Origin of the sequence: Turicibacter sp. GALT-G1 (genome assembly GCF_025594995.1) — a bacterium.
GTDB lineage: Bacteria > Bacillota_I > Bacilli_A > MOL361 > Turicibacteraceae > Turicibacter > Turicibacter bilis.
In genome coordinates, this window is sequence record NZ_JAMQUS010000075.1 from 1 (window position 1) to 18,561 (window position 18,561).

An 18,561-nucleotide genomic window follows, 5' to 3' on the forward strand; every position below is an offset into this window, starting at 1 on the left:
CTACTAGGCTGAATAGTTACGTTCATTTTACTAAAATAGATTTTTTATCAGAAAAAATCACTATTTTTACGATAAAAGTAAAAGGCTACCGCTTTGCGATAGCCTTTTTTACTATTGTTCAAGATGATCATTTGGGTGTCGGATTTCATCAACAAATTCTTTTGCTTTATCAACAATTTTTTTTGCTCCATGTTCAATTTTTTCACCGACATGTTCAATACCTTCTGCTGTTTCATGGATTACTTTTTCAGTGCCCTCAGCAACATTTTTCATTCCTTTAGCAATACCATGAGCCACATCTTCTGCCACATCTTCTGCACCATTAACTACTTTTTTAGCACCATGAGCAATATCTTCTGCAACATTTTTAACTCCATGTGCTGTTGCATGAACTGCTTTATTCGCACCATATTCCACATCTTTAGCTACATTTTCCACACCATGAGCCACTTTTTTTGCTCCGTGTTCAACATCTTCTGCTATGTCTTTGACTTCATGTGCCATTTTATGTGCAACATGTTCGGTACCTTTGACAACTTCTTCACCAAACTCTTCTTGATGAGTTGATTTATTATAGGTAGACATCTTAAATACCTCCTTTAAATCTCAACAATTGTTTCAACTTAATGAAACCAATATTAGTATTCTCAAATTCTCATCAAAATACATTCATTATAGATTTTTCTTCCAAAAATCAATCTTTATTAAAATACATTCCTAAAACTACTATCTTTACTACTCTTTCGTTCCAATTTATCCTTACCTCAAACTTCAGAGACATTCATTTTCATCAAATTGAAGATAATAAGAGAAAATCAAACTAGGTGATATTTATGCGTCAATGTACAGGATGTAAAAAAGAATTGTATCAATTATATCGTGAATCATCATTTGGAACTCCAATTTATGATGATGAGCAGCTATTCAGAGTTCTTTGTTATAAAATTTTACAAACAGGGCTCAATGAAAAAGTGATTGCTAATAAAAAACGTGAGATAGAAAAAGCTTTTGATCAATTTAATATTAAAAAAATCGCTCAATATGATGAGTCTAAAATCTTAGAGTTATTAAATAACAAAAATATGATTCGCCATGAAGGAAAGATACGCGCAATCATTCATAATGCGAACCAAATCATCCGTCTTCAAAATAATTATCAAAGCTTTTCGACTTACTTATGGCAGTTTAGTAAGAATCAAACGTTAAATTATGATATAGACGCTCATTTATTATCGCCATTACAATTTGCTACGATGATTTCTAATGCTTTAAAAAAAGAAAGCTTTAAGTTTGTCGGTCCTAAAACGATCCTAAGCTTCATCCATGAAATAGGAATTATTTATGCTAAAAAAGTTTGTATTTATAAAGAATAGATGTTTTTTATGCGCTTTCAAATGTGTTATAATAACATACATAAGGCATTGGGGGATATTTTTATGTCACATATTAGTTTAGAAGTTAACCATAAACATTTTCGTGATTTATATTTATGTTTTTGTGGAATTCATGATTGCGAACCTTCTCACTCATTTGGTCCTGCCATTCGACCTAATTATTTACTTCACTTCGTTATTAAAGGAAAAGGAAATTATTATTTAAATGATAATTGTTATGAAGTAAAGGAAAATGAATGTTTTTTAATTCGGCCAAATGAACTCACTTTTTACCAAGCAGATAAAGATGACCCTTGGACTTATGTTTGGGTTGGTTTTGATGGGGAAATGGCTCAGAAATATTTAGAGGCAGCAGGTTTTTGTGACGATCGATTAGTTCGCCAATATGAACACTGTGAGGAACTCAAAGACTATGTGACACAAATGCTAAGTTATAATAGTTTAACTCAAGCTAATGAATTAAAATATCAAGGATTATTATATTTATTTTTAGCTAAGTTAGCCGAGTCATCAGATATTAAAGTAACAACCGAGCATAAAAATGAAAATCATTATATTAGTAAAGCGATCGAATTTATTCAAAATAACTATTCTAACTATATTAAAGTAAGTGATATTTCTAATTATTTATGTTTAAATCGTACGTATTTAACATCATTATTTCAAAAATATTTAGGAATGTCTCCCCAACAATTTTTAATTCAATTCCGTATTACGAAAGCGGCTCAGTTACTAGTTGAAACTAATCTTTCAGTTGCTGATATTTCTCGATCTTGTGGATATAATGATTCACTTGCTTTTTCAAAATCATTTAAGAAAATTAAATCATTATCTCCAACAGATTTTCGTCTTCAAATGAAAAAAGTGTAGCTAGACTACACTTTTTTCATTTGAAGACGAAGCACATTTATCAATTAATGAATTAGCTAGATTCACAGCTGGTCCTATTAATACCGTCATTAAAATAGTTCCAATTCCAATTGGTCCTTTTAATAATAGAGCTATAATAATAGCTATTAGATCAATTAAAAGTTTAGCCGTCCCAATTTTCAGTTTAAAAACCTCATTTAAAGCAACGGTAATATCATCATTTGGATTAGCTGGAAATTTCGGTCTTAAATAAATAGCAATTCCAACCGAAGCACAAAAAATGGCTACAGTAAAAATAATAATTTGATGAACAATTGTATCTACAGTAATCATATCTACGACTTTTACCCATCCCTCAGTAAAAATCGCCATAAATATAGCAGTCATTAATGGTTTGAAATTCGGTTTTCCACGACGAATAACTGTTGAAATTATAATAGCCACAAACGCCATGAGAAGAATAATAATCGATAAATTTAATCCTGTACGATCAGCTAAAGCAAAGTTAATAGAGTCTAACGATCCTGTTCCTAATCCTGCCTTTGAACTAAAAGCAACCCCTAGTGTTAATAACACAATACCTCCAACATATTGAACATAATCCATTTTATTTCGTTTCACATCTACACCTTCTTCTTTCCTTTTTATCTATTGTCATTATAAGTCCTGAGCCGAATATAATACATTTCATGATGTTAGATAGGTATGGTTAAATGTCTGTTTTTTAATATCATTTATAAAGCATGTTACTTTCATTACCTTTAGAAATTTAAGGATATTTTAAGAATCACTTGTTATATTAATCTCAGATAAGGCAATCATTAGCGTAGAGATCGTGTCCCCATTCCTAAAAGCTATCATTTAGGCGTTTTCTACCTAGTTTTGTCTTATCTTCTTTATATTAAAAATCAAAAAAAGAGAGAAAATTAAACAGGAGGCGTTTACAATGAAAAAGCAACTGACTTTTTTCATTTCAGCTTTATCAATTTATAGTACATTAATCGGGTGCTCTAAGCAGCAACCTAACACCTCTGATGAGGCAATACAAGAAAATATCGTTGAATCAACGAATCAAGATCATTCAGCTGCCGATACAACGATTGAATTTGGATCAAGTATTACAGTCAATGGAACTGGTGTGACAGTCGATGAAAACATAGTCACTATCACTCAAGGCGGGACTTATAGTTTAAGTGGAACACTAGATGACGGGCAAGTTATTGTGAATGCCGGTGATTTAGATCAAGTTGAAATCTTATTAAATGGTGTTCATTTAACGTCTTCAACAAGTGCTCCTATTTACGTTATGAATGCTGATAAAACGACTTTAACATTAGTTGAAGGAACAGAAAGTGTCATAACGGATGCAGAATCATATGTTTATGAAGATGCAACAGTGGATGAACCAAATGCCGCTATTTTTAGCAAAGATGATTTAAAAATTAATGGAACAGGTTCTTTAATTGTGAATGCAAACTATAACAATGGAATAGCGAGTAAAGATGACTTAGATATCAAAAATGGAGATATTACAATTAACGCTGTTAACAATGGATTAAAAGGAAAAGATTCTATTGAAATTGATAACGGAACCTTTGTGATTAACAGCGGTGGTGACGCTATTAAATCAGATAATACAACAGATACAACTAAAGGATGGATTACAATCAATAATGGAACCTTTAATCTAACTGCAACAGGTGATGGTATTCAAGCTGAAACAGATTTATTAATTAATGGTGGAACTTTTACTATCGAAACAGGTGGTGGTAGTGAAAACAGTAGTTCGAAATCATCGAGTTGGGGCGTTTGGGGAATACCCGGACATGCTCAAACTTCATCTTCTAGTAGTGAAGAAACAACAAGTGCAAAAGCATTAAAAGCAGGTGTTAACTTAACGGTTGAAGATGGAAGCTTTAATATTGACTCTTCCGATGATTCAATTCATACAAACGATAGTATCGTCATTAATGGTGGATCATTCACTATAGCTAGTGGCGATGATGGGATTCATGCGGATACAACACTAGACATTAATGGTGGAACAATCGATATTACAAAATCATATGAAGGATTAGAAAGTACAACGATTACGATAAACGATGGAACAATTCATCTCATCGCAAGTGATGATGGAATTAATGCAGCGGGTGGAAATGATGGTTCTGCCATGAATGGACGTCCTGGACAAAATAACTTCTCATCGACTTCAGGTATGATTTACTTTAATGGTGGATATGTCTATGTCAATGCTTCTGGTGATGGACTTGATGCAAATGGATCGATTGAAATGTCAGGTGGAACCGTTATTGTTGATGGACCAACTGATGGCGGAAATGGTGCATTAGACTATGACGCAACGTTTAATATTAGTGGGGGATTATTAATTGCATCCGGAAGTAATGCTATGCTTCAAACCCCAAGTTCATCATCTAGCCAAAATACAATCGTCGTGAGCAGTAATACTTCAAGTCATACATTGATTAATATTCAAGACAGTACGGGAACAGATTTGATTACTTATGCACCTTCTAAATCATCACAAGTTATTATGATTAGTTCCCCTGAATTTAAAACAGGTGAAACATACACGATTTCAACGGGTGGTACTTCAACTGGAACAGAAATAGATGGCTTATACAAAGGCGGATCATATAGTGGGGGCTCAAATGTAGCGACCTTAACTATCTCAAGCTCTATCACAAGCAATGGAAATTTAAATAATGGTATGGGTGGTCCTGGTGGTATGGGGAGACCTTAAATAACCTTCAAGCAATTAATTAATAAAAAAAGGGTATGAAATCTAGATTTCATACCCTTTTTATTTTGAAGATTTGGATTGCATAAGAAAAGTATCTCATAATAAATATTAAAGCAGTTGTATCAGAGAACGTGTTCTCACCTTCATTTTTATCTACTAAAGAGTTACTGCATTCAGGAACCTTACTCTTCATTTAAAGATGAGATGAATAAATACTAATGATATCAATTATAACTATATAAGTCCAGATAAGTTTTTCACATGGCAAAAACTTTTATCTGGACTATAGGGAGCTTTCGTCTCAAAGCGGTTAAGCAACTAAGAATAATTCAAAATTATAAAATACATTTCTGTTTGTATATAGAAAAAGATAAGCCAATAACAAACAAACTAAAACAACAAAAAAACTTTTATTAAAAACTCTAATAGTCCCCCCTCAAAAAGTAACAGTGGCTTATAATTTATAATAACAAAGCTACATTATCGAAAACTGTTAAAACCAAGAGGCTTCTTAGAATCATATTTCAGCACCTGAAATGACGCCCCCTTTGGGTATATCTTAAATCTCATAAATGAGTAGGACTGATTGTTTAGTTAGGAATAAACAGCTTGAAGAATTTATGTTATTCTCTCTTAGTCAACAGCCACTTAATTACATAGTAAAAGCCAGCAAATTTTCAGAACTTGCTGGCTATATTTTTAAACATATACTTTTTCATTTTGAGCATTTAAAGTTAATGTAATATTTAAGTTTCCATTTCTACATCTTAATTCATCAATTAATTGTTTTTGATTCGCTCCTTCAAGCAATTGAATTGAATAATTTAGTTCAAAAAGAGCACCAAAATCACGAGTACGAATTGTTTCAATATGATAGTTGCTTGAATATTTATTTAAAACTTCATCAAAAATACCTTCATAATTTAAATCTTCTGGGACAATAATTTTTAAATTCATAGCTTTTGTTTTAGGCATTGCAAATTTTGTAGCATCTAATATTAGCATAACTAGTGATAAACAGATAGTAAAAATAACGGCGTATCCAATATAGCCCATCCCACAACATAAACCTACTGCTAAAGTAAAGAAAACATATGCAATATCTTTTGGTTCCCCAGGGGCACTTCTAAATCGAATTAATGAAAAGGCTCCTGCTAAACTAAATGCCCGAGCAACATTATTACCAACTAATAAAATAATGATTGAAATAATAACTGGCAACATAATCAAAGTAATCGTAAAGCTTGGGCTATATCCAGCTTTTTTAGTTGTCCTCATATAAACTAAACTGATCACGAACCCTAAAATGATTGCAGCTGCAATGACAATTAACGTATTAAGTAATGTAAATGAACTTCCATCTGTTGATTGAATAATTGTTTCTAACATGCGATATCTCTCCATTTCTCTTCTATTTCATCCTTATCTTGGGCACAATACTTCATAAATTCTTGACCGTATTTTGAAAAATGAGTATTGTAAATCTCTAATTCTGATAAAATCTTCGTAAACCAAACCGGGATGGCACCTAAAATTTTAACTTCCATTAAATATTGATTTTCTTCAAGAATATCATCCCCATAATATCCCCCTTCAAGTGTTAAATTTTCACGTCTTGTCAGTATTTTTGAATCAAAGGTTAAACGAAATTCCGGATCATCTTTAGCAAAAAATGCTTTACGAGTATAGCCAATATAAACAGATGGCTTTACAGATTCATGACTCAAATAATAAGCTATTTCATTGATGACTTGTTCACTCATATAGTCACATGTTTCAGGTCGTATTCCTTGCTCAACAAAATCTCTTGCTTCCTCTAAAGTTAAAATCACACGGCGTTTATTGACGATTCCATTAATCTTTTTCTTTAATTCTAGAAAAACTTTATCTGTTGGCTTTTTAGGAATTTTATAACTTCTCAACCTTAGCTTTTCCTTATAATAAGGTTTTGAAATTGAATGACGAATGACATCAGAATGAATCGTATCGTAATAAATGTTATAGATGCTGTAGTTCTTTCCATCTAAACAGTGATGATCCGGTTCCATGTAATCTAACAACTTAGGAATTAGTGCATCATATTGTTGATTCGTTAATAAAAATTTTTTCTCATACCGTTTAAATGATTTAATCGCCATTATAATAACCTCCAATTAGATTGAATAAATATCTTATACTTCCATTATATTGATACACCTTAAACCAATCTTAAGGATTGTTAACTTTTTGTTAATTTTAAAAAAATCACCAGTTAAACTGGTGATTTTATTTCATCTTATGTCCCATGACAGATCCTTCACTAATTATTAATTGATCGTCACAAATAGTAATATCATATGCTTTTCCAAATCCTTTAACTAATCGTCCAGATTGGATATTTAATTTAAATATATCAAAATCTAGTTTCTTTAAAACACTCATTATTGATGCCCCATGGCTAGCATCAAATTTTTTAAAGATATCCTCCTCTACTTCTTTCATCAAATCTACCTTACAATTAAAAGAAAGTCGTTCCCTCGCAAAAATATTTTTCGCATCTTTTTCATCTTCAATCAGCATAACTGAACAGTTTGGATTCATTAATAAATGGTGATAATGAGCAGCAGCCTTACTTATATAGATATACAAATCAATTCCATCTCTTATAAATGGTGCATAGCTGATTTCCGGTAATAATTGATGATTTAATGAACTAATCATGAGACTTTTTTGTTCTAATAACTTCTCCATTTTAAGCTCCTATAAACTAATATTTAAAATTTTCTCTATCCAATACAACATCCCTCTAAATCCAATAAAAGGCGTATATGGATAAATCATTATATGATGTAAATTAGGATTGCTTACTTGATGACTAGATTTAGCGGTATAATCCATCTCAATTGTTGCGCCATCACCTAATAGCAGCAATAAAGATTCTTGCTTTAAATACTTCATTCGGTCAAATTCAGTCCCACCTGCTACTAATGGTTCCTCTACCTCTGTCTGATATAAAATCTCAGCTCGATTAACTTCTAATCCTAACTCTTCAAGTAGTTGCTTCATTCCGACTGCAGTATCATAATCACCAAAGACAGCACATTTTTTTGTTTCTTTATAGAAAAAGAATTTTCGTTTCACTGTAAACATTTGTTGTTTAATTTGAGTAACTTCTTCTTCATATTTTTCTTCATTTAATTCATATCCCTCAAATATAGCTAGTTTTTGAATAAATTTCATCGTATTCTCTAACCCATGTAATGAATGATAAATATACGGAATTCCATATGTTTTTTCTAAATACTGTGCAGCCTTTAATGCTTCGCGTCGGACAACAATATTTAAACTAGCGGTTGCAGCATTCTCTAAATCCTCAACGCTAGTTTCACAAGTAAAAACAGCGTTTAATTGTTTATTAAAAAATAAAGTCATCATACGCTTTAGTTCTTCTACATCAGATAAATAATTATATCTATCCATTGTAAATCCTAGAATATTGTATTTCATTGGATCTTTTTGAGCAGGCTTGACTAAATTCTTAACAAGTAATAACAATGTTTGTTCAACACCAATATGATAATGGTGTTTTAATCCCCCTGTTGTTATTGGAATTAATTGAGCACTAACTTTAGACTCTAATTCAAAACAAACACTTTCTACATCTGCTCCAATAATAGATGAAATTGAAGAAGCCATAACAAAAATATATTTTGGTTTAATATTTTCATCAACTTCCATAATTGCTTGTTCGAGACGATCATACTTTCCAAAAGTCACATCACTTTGATCCATATGAGTGGAATAGATATTAGCTTCATGTTTTCCATTTAAACTTCCAATTCCTTCAATTGCATAATGAGTAGTTCCGGCCGGTCCAAATTCAATAACACATGCTCCTTTAATAGATGCCAGTGTCCAAATTGCTCCCATCCGATCATTAGCGATAGGATAATATTTACATAGCTGCATGTATCATTCCTCCCATTGGCATTGATTCCATTTCAAATAACTTAATCATATCCTTCATCATTCCAATTGAAAGTTCATATCCAATTTTTTGTGCATGAACATCAAACGTTATTTGTAACATCCCTTTTTGCTTTAATAACATTGGACTTTCATGACCAACATATAAGTCTGCGCTAATCGTGTCATATAGCTTACGTAATGGGGCAATATTTGCAATACGACTAATATATGGATCATATCCTTTACTTAAAAGGTTGTCTTGAAATTTAATATCTTGATCATATAATTCACGTAATTGAACAAATACAGGAACTAGCCCTAAATCACTTAAGAAATCTACTGTTTCAAATGCCATCATTGGTGTATTCCCATAAATTAATTTCTTCCCTGTTAACAGTGTCTGACATCGATTAAACAATTGATGATATTCTAACTTAACCTGCTCTAGATCTTCTTGTAATGAGATTCCAAATAATCCTTCAATTTGTTTATAATTTTCATCAATAATCTTATGATTTAAGTGTTTATCAAAATAAATATAATCAATATTAAAGCGATGCTTCATTTCTTTTGCTAGGTCAAGAGCAATCATATCAGTCACAATATTTAATTTTGCACGAGGTGCTTCTTTAATTTGTTCAATTGTACATTTTGATGGAATAACTGTATTAATCGTGATTCCATGCTTAGTTAATAACTGCACTAACTCTGTTTCATCTACTTTATCTTGTCGATGTCCTAAAATATTGATACTATCATTTTGAGCACATGGCTGCATTGCTTGTGCAAATGATTTGAGCGTTCGCGACATTCCTGGAATATGAGAATTACATTTAAAATGTTCGGTTTGTACAACAAAAATAGGAATATTACCCTCCTGCTCTAAACTGTACTTAACTCCTGTATAATCTTCTCCAATTAATTCTGGAACACACGTTGTTACTAACATAATCGCATCTGGATTTTCAATTTCAATAATTTCTTTAATTGCTTTTTCAACTTGATTTACTGCACCAAATACAACTTCGTTATCGTCAAGAACTAATGAATAAACACTATCCTTTCCCTTTTGGCGATGATAAGCAAAGTTTTTTGTATAATAAGTGCATTCACTTGTTCCTATAACAACGATTATCATATTTTGAATATATGAGGCAGTTAAAGCAACGCCAAATAGTGGACAATGTGTTCCTGGAAAGATTGCATGTGATAAACTTTTAATATCTTGGTCACTTTGAATCTCACTCAGGCGATTTAAAGTTTCTAATGTATACATACCTTACCCCCTATGCACTTTTAATTGTTTGAATTGGGTGAATACGTGGTTTATTCGAAATAGGATCTAAATCAATCTCACATTGAATTTGATAAACTGATTCAATTGTTTGTTGGTCAATAATTTCATTCGGTGCCCCATCTGAAATAATGGTCCCTTGTTTCATAATAATAAGTCGATTACTGTAGCGACTCGCTTGATTTAATTCATGTAAAACCATCACAACTGTAATATTTAATTTTTTATTAATCTCTTGAATGAGTTCCATTAATTCTAATTGATATGAAATATCTAAATAGGTTGTTGGTTCATCTAGTAATAAAATCGTTGGTTTTTGACATAAAGCTTGTGCAATATAGGCACGTTGTCTCTCTCCACCAGATAATGACCCAATCGGTTTATCTTTATATCGTGTTAACCCTGTTTGTTCAATAGCCCAATCAATAAATAATTTATCCTCTTCACTTTTATGTTCATACCATTTTTTGTGTGGTAGACGTCCATAATAAACAAGTTGTTCAACAGTTAAATCATTTGGTGCCTGATTATGTTGAGATAATAAACAAATTTTTTGAGAAATCAATTTATTTTTTAAATATTTTAATTCAGTTCCTTCTAAATACACCTTACCAGATATCGGACTAATCATACGAGATAATGTTTTTAATAGTGTTGATTTTCCACATCCATTAGGACCAATAATCGAAACAATTTCACCTTGTTTAATTGATAAATTTAAGTTATCAATGATAATTCTATCCTCATATCCTACTTTTAAATCCTTTGCACAAAGCATGACTAGTTCCCTCTCTTTCTTAATAAATATAAGAAAAATGGTCCACCTACAATTGATGTAATAACACCAACTGGGATTTCAATCGATCCCCCAATAGTTCTTGCTAATGTATCTGCAATTAATAAAACAATAGCTCCTAGTACCATACTAAAAGGAATTGTGTATTTATGATCACTTCCCATTAGCAGACGTGCAATGTGAGGAACAATTAATCCAATAAAGCTAATAATTCCAACAACAGCTGTTGAAATAGCTGCTAAAAAAACAGCCACTGCAGAAATAACAAGCCTTGTACGACTTACATTAAATCCTAGATTTTTTGCTGATTCATCACCAAGTTGTAAGACGTTCGCACTACGAATCAAAAATAATGAAAGTCCTAGACCAATTAATGAATAGAGAAACAGCATATCTACGTGTGACCATGTTTTAGTTGCAAGACTTCCGTTTAACCATAAAATCGCACTCTGAATTCTGTCACTAAATAGAGTTGATAATAAAGAAATAAATCCACCTAAAATTGTGTTAATCGCAACACCAGCTAAAACAATGCGCTCTGGTCTTAAACCATTTTTCCACGCCATTATAAATACAAGTGCACATGCAATTGCTCCTCCAACGAAGGCGAATAAGGGTAAAGCGCCTGAAAGTTGAGGCATTAATAACAAAATAATAATTGCTGCCACACTAGCTCCACTTGAAACCCCGGTAATTCCAGGGTCAGCAAGTGGATTTTTCATAACAGATTGTAATAAAACACCAGATACGGCTAAATTAGCGCCAATCAAAACCGCTAAAATATTTCGTGGTAGTCGCATTTTGTAGACAATTGTCATGACCATACTATTATCTTGATGAATTAGCGAACTAATAATTTCACCTAAACTTAAGTTGACACTTCCAATAGTTGAAAATAATACCACTAAAATTACTAAAACAAGTGCTGTTCCTCCAATAATAAGATATTTTCTATCTAAACTCATGATTAGTTACCATAAAAAATTTCTCCAAGTGTTTCAATTGCCGTTGTAATTTCTAAATTTGCTGACACATTGAAAATCGTTGGATCTAAATCATAAACTTTTCCACTCTTTACAGCATCTAATTGTTGATAAGCTTCATTACTGTCAAATGCTGCATCAAACATTTTCGCTGTTTCTTCAATGTTTCCGTGTGCAAAACGTAATACATAGTCAGGATTCTCAGCTAAAATTTGTTCTAAGCTAAATTGAACATAGGCTGAACTCATATCTCCTTCAAGTTTTGATGTAATATTTGTTGCACCTAATGTCTTCACTAAATCTCCTAAATATGAAGTATCTGTAGCTAGCATAAAGTTCTCACCTGCTCCAAAAATTACAGCAACTGTTGGCGAGTTATCCCCTTTTTTCTCTAAAGCTTTTGTAACTGATGCTTCAATTCCACTAACTAGCTTTTTAGCCTCATCCTCACGATTAATCTCTACTCCTAATTGTTTAATGCTATTTGTAAAATCAGAATAACTTCCTGTTTCAAAAAAGAAAGTATTTAATCCATATTGTGATAAACTCTCTTCTACACTAGCTTGAAAATTAGAATCCATAACAAATAAATCCGGCTCTAATGAAGCAACTATTTCTAAATCTGGGCTCATTGCTTGACCGACCTCTGGTAAATCAGCATACTGTGCTGGTAAAGGTTGTGATGTAGTTGGTACCCCTACTACCTCAGCATCTAATTCCGCTAACACATTCGTTGCAGATACAGTTGCAGACACAACTTTTATTGCCTCAGCTGGAGTTTCTTCTTGAACTGCTTGATCTGGTTGTGGATTTTCTGTTGATTGATCAACAGCTTGCCCTCCATTTTGACAACCAACTAACATCATCCCTGCTACTAACATCATACTTAATAAATTTTTAACTTTCATTTTCTCTTCCTCCTGTTTTTTTTTCTTAATTAAGCGATTATTTTCTTTGCTAACTCTAAATACACACTTGCCATCTCACAGCTACTCTCTTTTTCAATAACGGTTTTTCCATCATTTTCCGATAACTGTACAACTTTATCACGTGGAATATAGTGATAAATTGTTGAATTTATTTCAGTAGCTAACTTCTGAACAAGCTCATATTCATTCTCCACATTTTTAGCATTTAAAATTAATCCTTTTAAAGAGGCATAACCTCGATTTTTAAATTGGTTAACTGCTGTTGAAATATTACTTGCAGCATACATCGACATCATTTCCCCCGAGGTCACAATATAAACCTCATCAGCATATCCATTACGAATTGGCATCGAGAATCCACCACAAACAACATCACCTAGCACATCATAAATAACGATATCTGGCTGGTAAACTTCAAATGCATTTAATTCAGCTAATTTTTCAAAGGCAGCAATAATTCCTCTTCCTGCACAACCAACCCCTGGAGTAGGTCCGCCAGCTTCAACACATAACACCCCATTAAATCCTTCAAAAACAATATCTTCTAATGTAATGTTATCCCCTTTTTTATTCATTACTTCTAAAACAGTTGGTATAAAATTTCCTCCCATTAAATTTTTAGTTGAATCTGCTTTGGGATCACATCCAATCTGCATAACTTTGAGCCCCAACATAGATAATGCAGCCGATAAGTTAGATGTCGTTGTTGACTTTCCAATCCCACCTTTTCCGTAAATTGCTAATTTTCTCATTGCTTTTCTCCTTTATTTGTAACATAATAGAGTTATCAATTGATAACCATTATCAATGAATATATTATAGTCAATAATGAAACTGAATGCTTAAACTATATATTGTTTTTCTATAACGATATTCGCTTCCTTCACTAAATCTATTTCAATACAGGAGATGAAATTTATGAAATCAATTGAAAATGTATTACTAGATTTTTATACTTGTGTCCACATCCCCGTACAATTTCTCGATCAAACCTTTAACTCTATTTTTAATATTGATATTCAGGAGTCTATAAAAGATTTTATTAACTCAACTTCTTTGTACCACGATCTCAAACAAGGAATAGATGCTTTAACCACACTGACTTATTTTGAAAATATCCATTTTATTGTTCTTCCTTTGCAAAATTATCGCCAACTAACAGGTTATTTTATTGCGGGTCCTTTTCAATCTATTAATCTAGGTAAGGACAATCAATTCGCTTATAAACCTTTTGATTGCCTCTCTTATCTTGGAAAGCTATTTGAAAATATTATGAGGCAACATTTATTTTCAGCCCCTAAATTTAACACCTATGTTCGAGAAGGAATTTACTATATTCATAAAAATTATGACAAAAACATTACACTGACAGATGTATGTAAAGATTTAAACGTAAATAAAAGTTATTTTTGTTGTATTTTTAAAAACGAGACAGGAATGACCTTCTCAAAATTTTTGAATCGACTACGCATCGAAAAAAGTAAGCAATATCTAATTCAAAATAATGAGTCGATTTTATCAATTGCACTTGCTGTTGGATTTAATAACCACAACTACTATACAATGATGTTTAAAAAATTAACGGGATTTACTCCAATTGAATTTCGTCAACAACATCAAATAAAAAAAGAAGCTCTCTCCTAATAGAAGCTTCTTTTTTTGCATCTTCATTACTGTCTATTATCTAACAATTCATTGGGTAACATGTTTTGTAGTTCATCTACTAACTGATTCATTGTCTTTAATACAACTTCATCATTAATTCCTATATTTCTAATTAATTGCTCAATTTGTTTCTGAGCGTCAGGTGGATAAATAGGACAAGAATGCTCAATAATTGACAGTAATCGTTTCTCACCCGGATGCAGCATTTCATTAATTGCGAATATAATATCATAATAGCTAGCTAAAAATGCAGTCACTCGGTGATTCAGACTATTTAAATCTTGTCGCTTAATCGCCTTTTCGACTTGATGATAGTAAGATGAAAAAGCATCTCTTAAAATCGGATAATTCATGTTAATAATATTTTGTTTGAGTTGATGTGGATAGCGTCGATGATACTCTTTTTGTAACTGTTTGAGTAAGCCATTACGATCATATAAAAGCTTAGCATTAACAACATTATGAACAAAACAAGTTGTATACCCTGTACTAGCATGATACTCATTCATCACCGAATGAAGGTTATTCACAATGTCTTCTAAATTAAATAGACAAATATCTATATCAATGTTAAAATCTCTTAAAATATATTCATCAGAACTTCCAAAAAACTCATTTCCAATTTCCATTTGATCAGCAAATTTTAATGCGATGCTACGACGTTTCTCAATTGAAATTGGGCATGTAATAAATAAATCCAGATCAATATCAGATTGCTGATCATTTCGGCCTGCTGCTCGTGAACCAGCTAATGTAATGGCCTCCACTTCATCAAGTTTCTTATATTCTGAAATAATTTCCTTTATTATCTCTTCCATCCTATCCCTCCTACTTACATTATACGAACTGATTGAACATAAAATGAGCATAATCAATTTTTGAGGTGAGAATATGAAAAGTAAAAAGCAACTACGCCAAGAAATTATCTCTCAACGTCTCCAATTAAGTGCAACTGAAATCTTAGAAAAAAGTAAACAAATCCAACAAAAGGTCTGCCATCATCCTTCTTTTTTGAATGCACCAATCGTTTATACTTACATCGATTATCGTCATGAAGTATCCACAAGATTAATCATCGAAACAGCCTGGAAATTGAATAAAATCATTGCTGTCCCTAAAATTATTGAAGGTGAAATGAAATTTTATCAGATTCACACCTTTGATGATTTAGCAACTGGTACATTTGGAATATTAGAGCCTGTGACGAATGAGTGTATCTCTAATAACGAGGGTCTTATGATTATGCCAGGTGTCGTATTTGATATTAATTGTCATCGAATTGGTTATGGAAAAGGTTTTTATGATCGTTATTTAAATCGTTATCCTACTTTAGATAAAATCGCACTAGCATTTGATTTACAAATCGTTGATCAAATAGAAACCGAATCACACGATGTAAATCCGCAATTTGTCATAACAGAATCACAAATTTATTATAAAAAAAAGGAATAAGACATTTCATGTCCTACTCCCTAATTTTAATTTAATTTTAAATAATCCGTAGCAAAGTCTATCAATGATCGATAATCTAGTAAGAAGCAACTTCCTCCACCAACTGAATACTTTTGTACATTAGTTATTTGTTCATAAGCCGCTCCTAGCTCATTAAATTGACTAGAATCTAACGCTAAATCTTCAAACTCTACTAATGCACGTTTTCCATTTTCAAGAATTACTGCTTCATGAGTTGTTTTTGTACGACAATTAGCTAAATATTCAGCTAAATGAAGTGCTGTTAACTGAGTATAATCTACACCTAAACATAAAATTTTGGCATCTTGTGCATATAATTTTTGTAACGGTGAATTTTCCCCAAACATTGATTGTAATTGATGATTAGCCATAAACCAATCTGCTTTTCTTCCTGACGCTAAATAAGAAGCAATTGGATGTTCACTTCGACAAACGTTTCGATTTCTTGCGAAAGTTTCTGAAACATCTCCTGCTAAAATCGGTGACACTTCCGAATCAAAGGCTGGTGTGTGTTTATAAATAGTCGATTTCCATTTCTTTGGTAATGATTCATCAAAGAAAGTTGGACATGTTTGGTTAATTGAATGAGCCGGCATAATAATCGTTGTATGATAACCTGCCACCTCATAGATTGCTTCGATAATGGTTTGTGCTCCACCAATAACGTAATCAAATGATTTTAAATCTGTATAAACAATTAATAACTCTTCACTAGCAAGATTTAATTGTTTTAAAAGCTTTAACCAATCTGCCTTTGTCACTGGCTTTGTTGTTTTACTAATTACGTCTGTCGATTTCATGATGACTCCATCCTTCCCTTGTGATGATATGATTAAAATACCATCACCTTTAATTCTCTTCTCTTCTAAATCTTAATCCATCGATAAGTTTAGCTAATACCCCACTGCTAACTTATTACTGTTATTTTACATAAAAACTTTTTAATTGAAAAGAGTCTAATTACTCACAATTTTTGGAGATGTACTTGATGAGCGGTCCCTTCTCCACCGACTGGACTTAAACTTGGGATACCATTTGAATAATTAATATCAAAAGCTTGTCCAAATCCTTTGACTAATCGCCCTTTTTTTAATGTTAATTTGAAGAATCCAAAATCCATGGTACGAAGACGCTCAATCATTTTATGATCATGGGCTTCTTTAAACCATTCATAAACTTCCTCCTCCTCTTCTACTAAAGTAGCAGAAGCAACAAAAGAGACGCGTTGTCTTGCAAAAATATTTTTTGCCTCATGTTCATCTTCGATAATCATAATAGCGCAGGCTGGATTAGCCACTAGATTATGATAATGTTCTGCTGTTTGACTAATATAGATGTAGATATCATGGCCTCTCATAATATAGGGCGCATAACTAATGAATGGACTGTGATTACTCGTTAATGTACTTAACATTAATGTCTTTTGACGTGCTAATAATTCTTCCATTTAATTATCACCTTTCTTTAGTTCATCACTTCTTATTAGCCTCGCACATGTTTTTGATTAATCTGGATGACTTTCTCCACACGTGTTGTATATTTTTTGATGTTCGATAAATAGTCAGTAGAGAGCTAGGTCTTAACAATCTCGAGAGCAAGGGCCTAGCTAATAAATTTACCATCAAGGCAAATAACGTTGGGATTTGAATGCGAACGTGCCAAGCTCGTACAAAAGGGATCTTGGCAGACAGCTGCAAAAATTCCAGGAAGTTTATTTACAATCATTGCACTTCCATAGCCTAAGCCGTCTACTAAAATTTTACGCTCTACTTGCCCTTCACTAACAGCCACTGAAGCGGGATAAACGTAATCTGGTAAATCACATGATTCTTCATGATTCGTTTCAAAATCAATAACCTCATGTCCTTCATTTTGTAAATAGATTTTAATCTCTTCTTTTAATTCGATACCTGCATGATCACAGGCCATCCCTATCTTCATAAAAACACCTCACTTTAATTTCTGTCTTAGACTTTGTATTTTACAAACTTTTATACAAAAAAAGAGCCGGATTCAATCCGACTCTCATCTATTCATGAAAATTATAATGTGATTGTAGCTTTCCAGATTCCGTGTAAATTACACCAAGCGTAAACTTCAACTTCTCCTTTGAAATCTCCTAATGGGAAGATTGCTTCTGGTTTTTCAGTTGCGTTGATTGAGCGACGTAATACTAAATCTCCAGCTTTAACAGCTACAAATGGGATCCAGTGTTTTTCGATACTTGGGTGTTCAACTTCACCAACACATACTTTTAATACTCCATTTTCAGCTGATAAAACTGGCATGTGTTTTTCAACAGCAGCATTAGTTGAGTTTGGTACTAACTCTTCCATTGGTTTTCCATCACAAGTTAACGGTGCAGGTTGTCCCGCTACTACTTCAACAACTGTTTGACTTTCAGGGCAAATATAAAATTTCATTGTTATTCCTCCATTCAATTTTGAA

At 32.4% G+C, this 18,561-nt stretch carries 21 protein-coding genes; 5 read left to right on the plus strand and 16 right to left on the minus strand.

The genetic code is table 11. The annotated features are described in order from the left end of the window. Positions 1 to 111 precede the first annotated feature (111 nt). A complete protein-coding gene (locus tag NEH74_RS12040) occupies positions 112 to 585 on the minus strand; it encodes a hypothetical protein (protein WP_055277460.1) in 474 nt (157 codons plus the stop codon). Positions 586 to 833: 248 nt separating this feature from the next. Here NEH74_RS12040 and NEH74_RS12045 point away from each other — a divergent pair, with 248 nt between their 5' ends. Next, positions 834 to 1,373: a DNA-3-methyladenine glycosylase I gene (locus NEH74_RS12045; protein ID WP_055245167.1), complete on the plus strand. Its 540-nt coding sequence runs from the start codon at positions 834 to 836 to the stop codon at positions 1,371 to 1,373. Between the two features lie 63 nt (positions 1,374 to 1,436). Next, complete coding sequence (locus NEH74_RS12050; RefSeq protein WP_055245165.1) at positions 1,437 to 2,264, plus strand: AraC family transcriptional regulator; 828 nt, start codon at positions 1,437 to 1,439, stop codon at positions 2,262 to 2,264. On the opposite strand, the gene NEH74_RS12055 is transcribed toward NEH74_RS12050, so the two are convergent. Continuing rightward, on the minus strand, positions 2,265 to 2,885 hold the full coding sequence (locus tag NEH74_RS12055) for a YczE/YyaS/YitT family protein (RefSeq protein ID WP_055277411.1): 621 nt from the start codon (positions 2,883 to 2,885) through the stop codon (positions 2,265 to 2,267). A 325-nt stretch (positions 2,886 to 3,210) separates the two neighbouring features. On the opposite strand from NEH74_RS12055, the gene NEH74_RS12060 reads away from it, so the two are divergent. Beyond that, on the plus strand, positions 3,211 to 5,025 hold the full coding sequence (locus NEH74_RS12060; protein WP_055305413.1) for a carbohydrate-binding domain-containing protein: 1,815 nt from the start codon (positions 3,211 to 3,213) through the stop codon (positions 5,023 to 5,025). 699 nt (positions 5,026 to 5,724) lie between these two features. Here NEH74_RS12060 and NEH74_RS12065 read toward each other — a convergent pair. The 9 genes from NEH74_RS12065 to NEH74_RS12105 all read right to left on the minus strand — a co-directional run bounded on the left by NEH74_RS12065 (position 5,725) and on the right by NEH74_RS12105 (position 13,727). Then, a complete protein-coding gene (locus NEH74_RS12065; protein WP_055305414.1) occupies positions 5,725 to 6,414 on the minus strand; it encodes a DUF4956 domain-containing protein in 690 nt (229 codons plus the stop codon). After that, positions 6,408 to 7,163, minus strand: a complete 756-nt coding sequence (locus tag NEH74_RS12070) for a polyphosphate polymerase domain-containing protein (protein ID WP_055305415.1) — start codon at positions 7,161 to 7,163, stop codon at positions 6,408 to 6,410. Before NEH74_RS12070 ends, NEH74_RS12065 begins: the two co-directional genes overlap by 7 nt. Positions 7,164 to 7,290: 127 nt before the next feature. Then, the gene (locus NEH74_RS12075) at positions 7,291 to 7,755 is read right to left on the minus strand and encodes a HugZ family protein (protein WP_055305416.1); all 465 of its coding nucleotides are present in this window, start codon (positions 7,753 to 7,755) and stop codon (positions 7,291 to 7,293) included. 9 nt (positions 7,756 to 7,764) lie between these two features. Next, positions 7,765 to 8,973, minus strand: a complete 1,209-nt coding sequence (locus NEH74_RS12080) for a nitrogenase component 1 (protein ID WP_055305417.1) — start codon at positions 8,971 to 8,973, stop codon at positions 7,765 to 7,767. Continuing rightward, complete coding sequence (locus NEH74_RS12085; protein ID WP_262941414.1) at positions 8,960 to 10,249, minus strand: nitrogenase component 1; 1,290 nt, start codon at positions 10,247 to 10,249, stop codon at positions 8,960 to 8,962. Before NEH74_RS12085 ends, NEH74_RS12080 begins: the two co-directional genes overlap by 14 nt. Positions 10,250 to 10,259: 10 nt before the next feature. After that, positions 10,260 to 11,045, minus strand: coding sequence for an ABC transporter ATP-binding protein (locus NEH74_RS12090; protein WP_055305419.1), 786 nt, complete (start codon positions 11,043 to 11,045; stop codon positions 10,260 to 10,262). 2 nt (positions 11,046 to 11,047) lie between these two features. Continuing rightward, positions 11,048 to 12,028, minus strand: coding sequence for a FecCD family ABC transporter permease (locus NEH74_RS12095; RefSeq protein WP_055305420.1), 981 nt, complete (start codon positions 12,026 to 12,028; stop codon positions 11,048 to 11,050). A 2-nt stretch (positions 12,029 to 12,030) separates the two neighbouring features. Then, positions 12,031 to 12,954, minus strand: a complete 924-nt coding sequence (locus NEH74_RS12100) for an ABC transporter substrate-binding protein (RefSeq protein WP_055305421.1) — start codon at positions 12,952 to 12,954, stop codon at positions 12,031 to 12,033. 29 nt (positions 12,955 to 12,983) lie between these two features. Next, entirely contained in the window at positions 12,984 to 13,727 is a 744-nt protein-coding gene (locus tag NEH74_RS12105) for an AAA family ATPase (protein ID WP_055305422.1), read from the minus strand. Positions 13,728 to 13,893: 166 nt separating this feature from the next. Between NEH74_RS12105 and NEH74_RS12110 the strand changes: the two genes are divergently transcribed. Then, complete coding sequence (locus NEH74_RS12110; RefSeq protein ID WP_055305423.1) at positions 13,894 to 14,619, plus strand: helix-turn-helix transcriptional regulator; 726 nt, start codon at positions 13,894 to 13,896, stop codon at positions 14,617 to 14,619. 26 nt (positions 14,620 to 14,645) lie between these two features. Here the strand turns inward: NEH74_RS12110 and NEH74_RS12115 are convergent, their stop codons facing one another. After that, positions 14,646 to 15,458: a DUF4037 domain-containing protein gene (locus tag NEH74_RS12115; protein ID WP_055277405.1), complete on the minus strand. Its 813-nt coding sequence runs from the start codon at positions 15,456 to 15,458 to the stop codon at positions 14,646 to 14,648. 73 nt (positions 15,459 to 15,531) lie between these two features. On the opposite strand from NEH74_RS12115, the gene NEH74_RS12120 reads away from it, so the two are divergent. Beyond that, positions 15,532 to 16,092, plus strand: coding sequence for a 5-formyltetrahydrofolate cyclo-ligase (locus NEH74_RS12120; protein WP_055241810.1), 561 nt, complete (start codon positions 15,532 to 15,534; stop codon positions 16,090 to 16,092). 26 nt (positions 16,093 to 16,118) lie between these two features. Here the strand turns inward: NEH74_RS12120 and NEH74_RS12125 are convergent, their stop codons facing one another. The 4 genes from NEH74_RS12125 to NEH74_RS12140 form a co-directional block, all read right to left on the minus strand. Further along, complete coding sequence (locus NEH74_RS12125) at positions 16,119 to 16,913, minus strand: aminoglycoside N(3)-acetyltransferase (RefSeq protein WP_238581287.1); 795 nt, start codon at positions 16,911 to 16,913, stop codon at positions 16,119 to 16,121. A gap of 164 nt (positions 16,914 to 17,077) precedes the next feature. Beyond that, complete coding sequence (locus NEH74_RS12130) at positions 17,078 to 17,560, minus strand: HugZ family protein (protein WP_070099786.1); 483 nt, start codon at positions 17,558 to 17,560, stop codon at positions 17,078 to 17,080. A 155-nt stretch (positions 17,561 to 17,715) separates the two neighbouring features. Next, entirely contained in the window at positions 17,716 to 18,054 is a 339-nt protein-coding gene (locus NEH74_RS12135) for an RpiB/LacA/LacB family sugar-phosphate isomerase (protein ID WP_237252623.1), read from the minus strand. A gap of 101 nt (positions 18,055 to 18,155) precedes the next feature. Further along, positions 18,156 to 18,536 carry a desulfoferrodoxin family protein gene (locus NEH74_RS12140; protein ID WP_055241815.1) on the minus strand — a complete coding sequence of 127 codons (381 nt, stop codon included), beginning with the start codon at positions 18,534 to 18,536 and terminating at the stop codon, positions 18,156 to 18,158. Between the last annotated feature and the right edge of the window lie 25 nt (positions 18,537 to 18,561).

Coding starts and splice junctions, on each gene's coding strand:
- NEH74_RS12105 (WP_055305422.1), bottom strand. CDS start 13,727: ATGAGAAAATTAGCAATTTACGGAAAAGGTGGGATTGGAAAGTCAACA.
- NEH74_RS12135 (WP_237252623.1), bottom strand. CDS start 18,054: ATGAAGATAGGGATGGCCTGTGATCATGCAGGTATCGAATTAAAAGAA.
- NEH74_RS12045 (WP_055245167.1), top strand. CDS start 834: ATGCGTCAATGTACAGGATGTAAAAAAGAATTGTATCAATTATATCGT.
- NEH74_RS12130 (WP_070099786.1), bottom strand. CDS start 17,560: ATGGAAGAATTATTAGCACGTCAAAAGACATTAATGTTAAGTACATTA.
- NEH74_RS12040 (WP_055277460.1), bottom strand. CDS start 585: ATGTCTACCTATAATAAATCAACTCATCAAGAAGAGTTTGGTGAAGAA.
- NEH74_RS12100 (WP_055305421.1), bottom strand. CDS start 12,954: ATGAAAGTTAAAAATTTATTAAGTATGATGTTAGTAGCAGGGATGATG.
- NEH74_RS12070 (WP_055305415.1), bottom strand. CDS start 7,163: ATGGCGATTAAATCATTTAAACGGTATGAGAAAAAATTTTTATTAACG.
- NEH74_RS12090 (WP_055305419.1), bottom strand. CDS start 11,045: ATGCTTTGTGCAAAGGATTTAAAAGTAGGATATGAGGATAGAATTATC.
- NEH74_RS12080 (WP_055305417.1), bottom strand. CDS start 8,973: ATGCAGCTATGTAAATATTATCCTATCGCTAATGATCGGATGGGAGCA.
- NEH74_RS12125 (WP_238581287.1), bottom strand. CDS start 16,913: ATGAAATCGACAGACGTAATTAGTAAAACAACAAAGCCAGTGACAAAG.
- NEH74_RS12110 (WP_055305423.1), top strand. CDS start 13,894: ATGAAATCAATTGAAAATGTATTACTAGATTTTTATACTTGTGTCCAC.
- NEH74_RS12075 (WP_055305416.1), bottom strand. CDS start 7,755: ATGGAGAAGTTATTAGAACAAAAAAGTCTCATGATTAGTTCATTAAAT.
- NEH74_RS12065 (WP_055305414.1), bottom strand. CDS start 6,414: ATGTTAGAAACAATTATTCAATCAACAGATGGAAGTTCATTTACATTA.
- NEH74_RS12085 (WP_262941414.1), bottom strand. CDS start 10,249: ATGTATACATTAGAAACTTTAAATCGCCTGAGTGAGATTCAAAGTGAC.
- NEH74_RS12140 (WP_055241815.1), bottom strand. CDS start 18,536: ATGAAATTTTATATTTGCCCTGAAAGTCAAACAGTTGTTGAAGTAGTA.
- NEH74_RS12095 (WP_055305420.1), bottom strand. CDS start 12,028: ATGAGTTTAGATAGAAAATATCTTATTATTGGAGGAACAGCACTTGTT.
- NEH74_RS12115 (WP_055277405.1), bottom strand. CDS start 15,458: ATGGAAGAGATAATAAAGGAAATTATTTCAGAATATAAGAAACTTGAT.
- NEH74_RS12060 (WP_055305413.1), top strand. CDS start 3,211: ATGAAAAAGCAACTGACTTTTTTCATTTCAGCTTTATCAATTTATAGT.
- NEH74_RS12120 (WP_055241810.1), top strand. CDS start 15,532: ATGAAAAGTAAAAAGCAACTACGCCAAGAAATTATCTCTCAACGTCTC.
- NEH74_RS12050 (WP_055245165.1), top strand. CDS start 1,437: ATGTCACATATTAGTTTAGAAGTTAACCATAAACATTTTCGTGATTTA.